9 protein-coding genes are annotated in these 7,341 nt (G+C 74.8%); 6 read left to right on the top strand and 3 right to left on the bottom strand.

Going from position 1 to position 7,341, the window contains the following annotated elements; genetic code table 11:
- On the bottom strand, positions 1-246 hold a 246-nt coding region (locus tag HGA02_RS06825; protein WP_168678394.1), incomplete at its 3' end, for a Clp protease N-terminal domain-containing protein.
- Positions 247-479: 233 nt separating this feature from the next.
- On the opposite strand from HGA02_RS06825, the gene HGA02_RS06820 reads away from it, so the two are divergent.
- The 3 genes from HGA02_RS06820 (at position 480) to HGA02_RS06810 (ending at position 2,549) form a co-directional block, all read left to right on the top strand.
- Positions 480-1,136 carry a histidine phosphatase family protein gene (locus tag HGA02_RS06820; protein WP_168678393.1) on the top strand — a complete coding sequence of 219 codons (657 nt, stop codon included), beginning with the start codon at positions 480-482 and terminating at the stop codon, positions 1,134-1,136.
- A gap of 115 nt (positions 1,137-1,251) precedes the next feature.
- Positions 1,252-2,244: an alpha/beta hydrolase gene (locus tag HGA02_RS06815; protein ID WP_168678392.1), complete on the top strand. Its 993-nt coding sequence runs from the start codon at positions 1,252-1,254 to the stop codon at positions 2,242-2,244.
- Positions 2,241-2,549, top strand: a complete 309-nt coding sequence (locus tag HGA02_RS06810; protein ID WP_168678391.1) for a hypothetical protein — start codon at positions 2,241-2,243, stop codon at positions 2,547-2,549. Before HGA02_RS06815 ends, HGA02_RS06810 begins: the two co-directional genes overlap by 4 nt.
- An 8-nt stretch (positions 2,550-2,557) precedes the next feature.
- Here HGA02_RS06810 and HGA02_RS06805 read toward each other — a convergent pair whose 3' ends face one another.
- A complete protein-coding gene (locus HGA02_RS06805) occupies positions 2,558-3,895 on the bottom strand; it encodes an ion channel protein (protein WP_168678390.1) in 1,338 nt (445 codons plus the stop codon).
- An 81-nt stretch (positions 3,896-3,976) separates the two neighbouring features.
- A complete protein-coding gene (locus HGA02_RS06800) occupies positions 3,977-4,972 on the bottom strand; it encodes a cation diffusion facilitator family transporter (protein ID WP_168678389.1) in 996 nt (331 codons plus the stop codon).
- Between the two features lie 85 nt (positions 4,973-5,057).
- Between HGA02_RS06800 and HGA02_RS06795 the strand changes: the two genes are divergently transcribed.
- From HGA02_RS06795 to HGA02_RS20825, 3 genes are all read left to right on the top strand, one after another.
- Positions 5,058-5,843, top strand: a complete 786-nt coding sequence (locus HGA02_RS06795) for a VOC family protein (protein ID WP_168678388.1) — start codon at positions 5,058-5,060, stop codon at positions 5,841-5,843.
- An 86-nt stretch (positions 5,844-5,929) separates the two neighbouring features.
- On the top strand, positions 5,930-6,673 hold the full coding sequence (gene trmB, locus HGA02_RS06790) for a tRNA (guanosine(46)-N7)-methyltransferase TrmB (protein ID WP_168678387.1): 744 nt from the start codon (positions 5,930-5,932) through the stop codon (positions 6,671-6,673).
- Positions 6,670-7,341, top strand: a 672-nt coding sequence (locus HGA02_RS20825) for a LysR family transcriptional regulator substrate-binding protein (protein ID WP_246247508.1), incomplete at its 3' end; no start/stop codon positions are given. The genes trmB and HGA02_RS20825, both read left to right, overlap by 4 nt.

Genomic DNA, 7,341 nt, shown 5'->3' with positions numbered 1-7,341 from the left:
GGACGGCTGCGCGACCGTCTGACCGGCCGACGACGGCAGGCCGACGAGCGTCGAGCGCACCGAGCGGCCCAGCGCGGCGCGGTCGGCGCCGACGGCGTCGAGCAGCGCGTTCGCGACGCCGCCCTCCTGCTGGAGCAGTGCGTTGAGGACGTGCGCGGGCTCGAGCTGGGGGTTGCCGGCCGCCGACGCCTGCTGGATGGCGTCGCCGAGGGCCTCCTGCGAGCGGGTGGTGAACTTGGCGTCCACGGAATCTCCTGTCAGGACGGGATCGGGGTCTGCCCGACTCAACATCGACCAAAGTTGAGTCTATTCCACTCAACTTCCCGCGCCACCCCTGCCTGGCCGACCTCCTCGCGGCCACCCCCGCCGAACCGGGAGAGGGGAGACGAACCGTCGCCGACGCGTCATGCTCCCGTCGGCCGGGGGACACGTCGCGTGCCTAGCGTCGAGACCGACACCGAAGAGAGAGCAGGGCACCGATGACCCTCACCATGACGCTCGTCCGGCACGGGCGCACCCACTTCAACGCCCGCCGCGTCCTGCAGGGACGCTGCGACTCCCCCCTGACGCGCGACGGCCGTGCGGGTGTGCGGACCACCGCACGGCACCTCGCGGACGTCCCGTTCACCGCCGCGTGGTCCTCGCCGTCGGGCCGGGCGGTCGCCACGGCCGTCGAGCTGCTGCGGCACCACGACGGCATCCCGCTGCGCACCGACCGCGCGCTTCTGGAGTACGCGTTCGGGATCTACGAGCAGAAGCCCGAGAGCGTCCTCGACGAGGTCGTCGCGTGGCCCGACCTGGTGACCGAGGTCCTCGCCGGTCGCCACCCCGGCCTGCCCGGCGGTGAGCACGCGCGCGACTTCATGGACCGCACGCGCGACGTCTTCGCCCGCATCGCCGCGCAGCACGAGGACGGGCACGTCCTGGTCGTCGGCCACGGCCTCACGCTCGGCGCGTACCTGGCGACGGTCGACGAGGTCGGCCTCGTGCCGCTGCCCAACGCGTCGGTCTCGACCGTCGAGGTCGACCCCGACGGCACCGCGCGCATCACGAGCCTCGCCGTCGACGTCGCGAACCAGGGCCACATCGCCGCCCGCCCGATGCGCACCGCCACACCGGTCCCGTCGGTCGCCTGACGCCCCGCACCGCACCACGACCCCGTCCTGGAGCCCCCTCGACTCGTCGAGGGGTCCTCGTGGCGGGGTCGGCGTGTGCCGCCGGCCGACGACCGGCGGGTGGCAGGATCGCCGCATGGACGACGACGTCATCGACGTGCCCGACGCGCTCGGCGACGGGTGGACCGCCCGGACGATCCCCCTGGCCCCGGACCACCGGTCGACGCGCGGCGTCGACCCGGTCGCGACGCTCGTCAGCCCGACGGGTTCGCTGGCCGACGACGGACCCCGCCGCGCGCGCGCCGTGCTGTACCTGCACGGCTTCGTCGACTACTTCTTCCACCCGCACGTCGCGGACGCGCTCGGGCAGCACGGGTACGACCTGCACGCGCTGGACCTGCGGGACTTCGGGCGGTCGATCCGCGACGGCCGCGTGCCGAACGCCGCGCGCGAGCTGTCGGTGTACGCGGAGGAGATCGACGCCGCGGTGCGGCTGCTGCGCGAGCGCTACGCGTCGGTGTCGCTGCTGGGGCACTCGACGGGCGGGCTGGTCGCGGCGCTGTGGGCGAACGGGCGGACGGGTGCGGTCGACGCGGTGGTGCTCAACAGCCCGTGGCTCGACCTGCGGGGCTCGTGGTTCGAGCGGCACGCGCTCACGCAGGCGCTGCGCGTCGTCGGGCGGGTCGCACCGGACGTGGTGGTCGGGCACATCGCGCCGCACTACGGGCGCGCGCTGCACAGCGGCACGGGCGGGGAGTGGGACTTCGACCTCACGTGGAAGCCGCACGACGGCTTCCCGGCGCGGGCGGGGTTCATCCGCGCGATCCGTGCGGGGCACCGGCGGGTCGCGCACGGGCTCGACGTCCAGGTCCCGGTGCTGGTGCTCGCGTCCGACGCGTCCGGGCCCGACGACCGCGAGCACGACGCGCTGCTCACGACCGACTCGGTGCTCGACGTCGCGCACATCCGTGCCCTCGCGCCGCGCCTCGGCCGCGACGTGACGTTCGTCGAGGTGCCGGGCGGTGCGCACGACCTGGCGCTGTCACCGGCACCGGCCCGCGAGCGCTACCTCAAGGAGGTCGTCGACTTCCTCGACCGCGCGACGGGCGGTCGCCCGGAGGCGTCGTGAGGGTCGTCGACCACGAGCCGTCGTCGTGGTTCCTGCTGGAGGCGGACGGGTCGCTGCTGCTCGACGTGCACGTGAGCCAGGGGCCGGTCAGCGGGTCGCTGCTGGTCGCGCTCACCGACGGCGAGCAGGACGCGTACGAGCACCAGGGCCGGTCGGCGCTGACGCGGCTCGCCGCGCGCGTGCAGGACTCGGCGCCGCTCGCGGCGGGGTCGACGTCGCCGTACCGGGCCCGGGACCTCACGCGCGCGCTGGGTGCCGACGTGACGGCGGCCGTCGTCGCGTGGCGCGCCGGTGCCTCCGGCTGACAGCACGCTCACGTCCGGTCGACGGACCCCCGCTCCCCGGTGGTGTCCGGCGGGGTGAGCGGCGCCCCCGGGCCCGCCTCGACGGGCGTCGCCTCGTCGAGCGGTGCGGCGCGCAGCTCGGGGCGGTTGGTGACGAGCAGCCACGCGGCGAGCGTCGCGAAGAGCAGCGGTGGGATGAGCGTGGCCTGCGGGATGATCGCGACGACGAGGAAGATGCTCAGCCACCCGCTGCGGGTCGCGGCGACGATGATGCCGACGGTCGCGGCGCCCACGGCGAGCGCGGGCGGGACGGACGGCAACGCGACGCTCACGGCGAACCCGAGCGAGACGCCGACGAACGTCGCGGGGAAGATCCGCCCGCCGCGGAAGCCGACGCTCGACGCGACGAGCAGCGCGACGAGCTTGATCAGCGCGAACGCGAGGAACCCGAGCGCGGTCGTCTCGCCGACCATGCCGGGCAGCTGCTTCATCTCGTCGAGGCCCTTGAACAGCGTGATCGGTCCGCCGACGGCCCCCAGCAGCCCGAGCACGAGCCCGCCGAGCGTGAGCAGCAGGACGGGCTGCCGGACGCGGTGCACGAGCCGGTGCAGGGGCGTGAAGACGTACGACGCGAGCAGGCCGAGCGCGGCGGCGCCCAGCGACACCGCGACCGCGATCGCGAGGTCGGTGACCTGGAGGCCCGGGTACTCCGGGACGTCCATCGCCATGTCGAGGTCGGACAGCAGGAGCATCGTGAGCGCGCCGGTCGCGGCGGAGACGAGCGGCGCGAACAGCCGGTCCCACAGCGGGATGCGGCGGTCCCCCGGGTCCATCTCGCTGAACATGAGCGCCGCCGCGAGCGGCGTGCCGAACATCGCGCCCAGGGTCCCGGCGGTCGACAGCGCCATCCACTGCGGCACCCCGACGCGCCCCGCGACGCGCGCGCCGATCCAGACGACCAGCGCGGCGTTGATCGCCATGATCGGGTTCTCGGGGCCGAGGCTGACGCCGCCCGCGAGCATCAGGACCATCGCGAGCGCGAGCCCGGGCAGCACGCGCGGCGGCAGCGGCGGCTCGACGAGCCCGGCCGACGCGGGGTCCGGGCCGGCGTGCCCCGGCGCGAACCGGATGACGAGCCCCACGAGCAGCCCGGTGAGCGTGAGGATCACGACGATCCACACGGGCGAGTCGCGGTCGAGGCCGAACAGGCCCGACAGGTCGTCCCAGAGCCAGTCCTCGAGGACCTTCGCGAGCGCGCTGAGCCCGATGAGCACGAGCCCGCACAGGATGCCGACCAGCGCGGCCGGGATCGTGAGCTTGAGCAGCTGCCGCACGGGCACGCGGAACTCGGTCGTCGGCTCGGTCATCGCCACCCCCCGTCCCCGCGTCCCGCCCAGCGTCCCCGGACCGGCGCGTCGTGCGCGTCACCCCTCGCGGATGACCGGCGGTCAGTCGTGGATCGACGGCTCCTCGGGCTCGGACAGCGACAGCAGGGCCCCGACGACACCGTCCGTCGCGGAGATCCGGCGCTCGAGCGACGCGAGCACGTGGGACGCCTCGGTCTCGTGCGGGTCGCCGTCGAGGTCGACGGCACCCGTGAGGTACACCTGGCGGGCGCCGACGAACTCGAGGCGCAGCTGGGTCACGCGCGCGACCTCGGGCAGCGCCAGGAGGGCGTGGACGGCGGCGGCGTGCAGCTCGGGGTCGACGGCCTCTCCGACGAGGAAGCGGCGGTTGCGGTCGATGAGCACGACGGCGACGACGCCCAGCAGGATCCCGACGAGGATCGAGCCGATCGCGTCGGGCACGGCCGAGCCCGTGATCTGGTGCGCCGCGATGCCGCCCGTCGCGATGAGGATGCCGACGATCGCGGCGGCGTCCTCGAAGAACACGGCCCGGACCGTCGGGTCGGACGTCGCGAGGACGTGGTCGACGAGGTCGCGGTCACGTCGTGCGGCGGCCCGCTTCGCCTGCCGCGACGCCTGCACGAACGACACGCCCTCGAGCACGAGCGACACCCCGAGGACCGCGTACGCGATGCCGAAGTCCGACGCGGGCTCCGGGTGCGACAGCTCCTGGATGCCGTGCGTGATCGACACGCCCGCCCCGACCGCGAACAGGCCGATCGCCGCGAACAGCGACCACACGTAGACCTCGCGGCCGTACCCCAGCGGGTGCGACGCGTCGGCGGGCTTGGCCGCGCGCCGCTGGGCGATGAGGAGGAACACCTCGTTGCCCGCGTCGGCCCACGAGTGCGCGGCCTCCGCGAGCATCGACGCGGCGCCCGTGATCACGGCGGCCGCCGTCTTCGCGACCGCGATCAGCACGTTCGCGCCGAGCGCGATCGCGACGGTGAGCGCGGAGTCGCCGTGCCCGTCGTCCTCGGCGTCCCGAGGCACCCCCAGGACGTCGACGACCGGCTCGTCCGGACCCGGCTGCGTCATGCGTCCGTGACTAGCACCATCGCTCGCGTGGTGCGACCGGGAGGAACGGTGTGGGATGGGCACGCACCGACCACGAGGAGGACCGATGACGACGCACCGGGGCAGCTGGCCCACGGGCACGCCCGCCTGGGCCGACATCACCGTGCCGGACCTGGACCGCGCGATCGACTTCTACGGCGCCTTGCTGGGCTGGCGGTTCGAGCGCGGCGGACCGGAGGTCGGCGGCTACACGCAGGCGTTCGTCGGCGGCCGCCGCGTCGTCGGGATGGGCGAGCCGACCGGAGAGGACCCCGCGCCGCCGTCGGCCTGGTGCCTGTACCTCGCGACGGACGACCTGGCCGCGACGACGGACGCCGTCACCGAGGCGGGCGGCCAGGTGCTGCTTCCGGGCATGGAGATCGTCGACTTCGGGTCGATGGCGATCTTCGTCGACCCGACGGGTGCCGTGTTCGGCGGCTGGGAGCCGCACGGGCACACCGGGTGGGACGTCACCGACGAGCCCGGCGCGATCGTGTGGACCGAGGTCATGTCGCACGACCAGGCCGCGTCGCTCGCGTTCTACCAGCGCGTCTTCGGGTTCACGGCCGACGACATGAGCGGACCCGGCTTCGCGTACGCGTCCGTGCGGCTCGACGGGCAGCTCGTGTGCGGCATCGGCGGCTACAGCGACAAGGTCGACCCGGAGACGCCGGCCGCGTGGACGCTGTACTTCGGCACGTCCGACACCGACGCCGCGACGCAGCGCGCGGTCGACCTCGGCGGCACCGTCATGAGCCCGCCGTCCGACACGCCGTACGGGCGCATGTCGATCGTCTCCGGCCCGTTCGGCGAGGTCTTCGCCCTCATCGCGGAGAGCGACGACCCGGCCTGACACCGAGCCCCGCCGGCACGGTCGCGCGCCGACGCGGCGACCGTGCCGCGCGCCGGCGGGCCTCGTCCGTTCCGTAGGCTCGCGGGGTGAGCCTGCCCTCCGACGCGTTCCGGCACGTCGCGTCGCGCCCCCACGAGCCGCTGCGCACGTTCCACCCGCGCCGCGCGACGCTCGGTCGTGACCGCGAGCGCGCGCTCGCGCACCTGTGGCCGCGGTTCGGGTTCTCGGTGCACGACGACACGCTCGGTCGCGCCCCCGTGCGCGCCGACGGCTCGCTCGACGTGCCCGCCTTGTTCGGGCGGGACGCGCCGGTCGTGCTGGAGATCGGGTCCGGCATGGGCGAGACGACCGTCGCCATGGCCGCCGCCGACCCGTCGCGCGACTACCTCGCGGTCGAGGCACACCTGCCGGGCGTCGCGAACCTGCTGGTCCTGGTCGAGCGCGCGGGCCTGACGAACGTGCGGGTCGCGCACGGCGACGCGCTCGACCTGGTGCGCCGGCACGTCCCGGAGGGCACGCTCGACGCCGTGCACGTCTTCTTCCCCGACCCGTGGCCCAAGGCCCGCCACCACAAGCGGCGGCTCGTGCAGCCCGCGCACGTCGCGCTGCTGCGGTCCCGGCTGCGCGTCGGCGGCACGCTGCACTGCGCGACCGACTGGGTCGACTACGCCGACCAGATGCTCGACGTGCTCGCCGCCGACCCCGGCCTGGAGAACACCGCCGACGGGTTCGTCGCCCGCCCCGCGCACCGCCCGGTCACCAAGTTCGAGCAGCGCGGGATCGACCTGGGCCACGAGGTCCGCGACGTCGTCATGAGGAGAGCCCGATGAGCCCCGACGAGCCCGCCACGCCCGAGGCCGACGACACCGGCGGCGGCGGTCGCGTGTTCCGCGTGCTCGTCGTGCCCGGCGTGAACCCCGACCGCTGGCTGCGCGTCTGGCGCGAGCGCCTCGCCGACGTCCCGCTCGAGCTCGTCGTCGTCGAGCCGCCCGACGCCGAGCCCGCCCTGCGCGCGGGCGACGCCGACGTGGCGATCCTGCGGCTGCCCGTCGACCGCGACGCGCTGTCCGCGATCCCGCTCTACACCGAGGAGACCGTCGTCGTCGCCGCGCGCGACCACGTCTTCTCCGTCGCCGAGGAGGTCGCGCCCGGGGATCTCGCCGACGAGACGGTCGTCTGCCCCGACGACGACCTCGTCGGCTGGACCGACGCCCCCGGCGAGCCGTTCGCGGGCGGCCCCGTCGCGACCACCAGGCCGCCGCCCACCGACACCCGGACGCGTGACGTCGACGCCGCCGGGAACGCCGACGGACGCGTCGCGACCCAGCGGACCTCGCCCGTCGCCGGGTCCGTCCGCCGGATCGTCAGGACGCCGTCGGCGATCGCCGCGAGCACGACGTCGCCGTCGAGCTCGTCGTCCGTCGCGAGCGAGACGACCCGACCCGGCGTCGCCGCACGCCGCAGCACCTCGCCCAGATCGGAAGAGCGTCGGGTAGGG

The organism is Cellulomonas septica, from assembly GCF_012396155.1.
Classification (GTDB): domain Bacteria; phylum Actinomycetota; class Actinomycetes; order Actinomycetales; family Cellulomonadaceae; genus Cellulomonas; species Cellulomonas septica.
The sequence above is the reverse complement of the archived record's forward strand: the minus strand, read 5'-3'. Positions and strand labels throughout refer to the sequence as shown.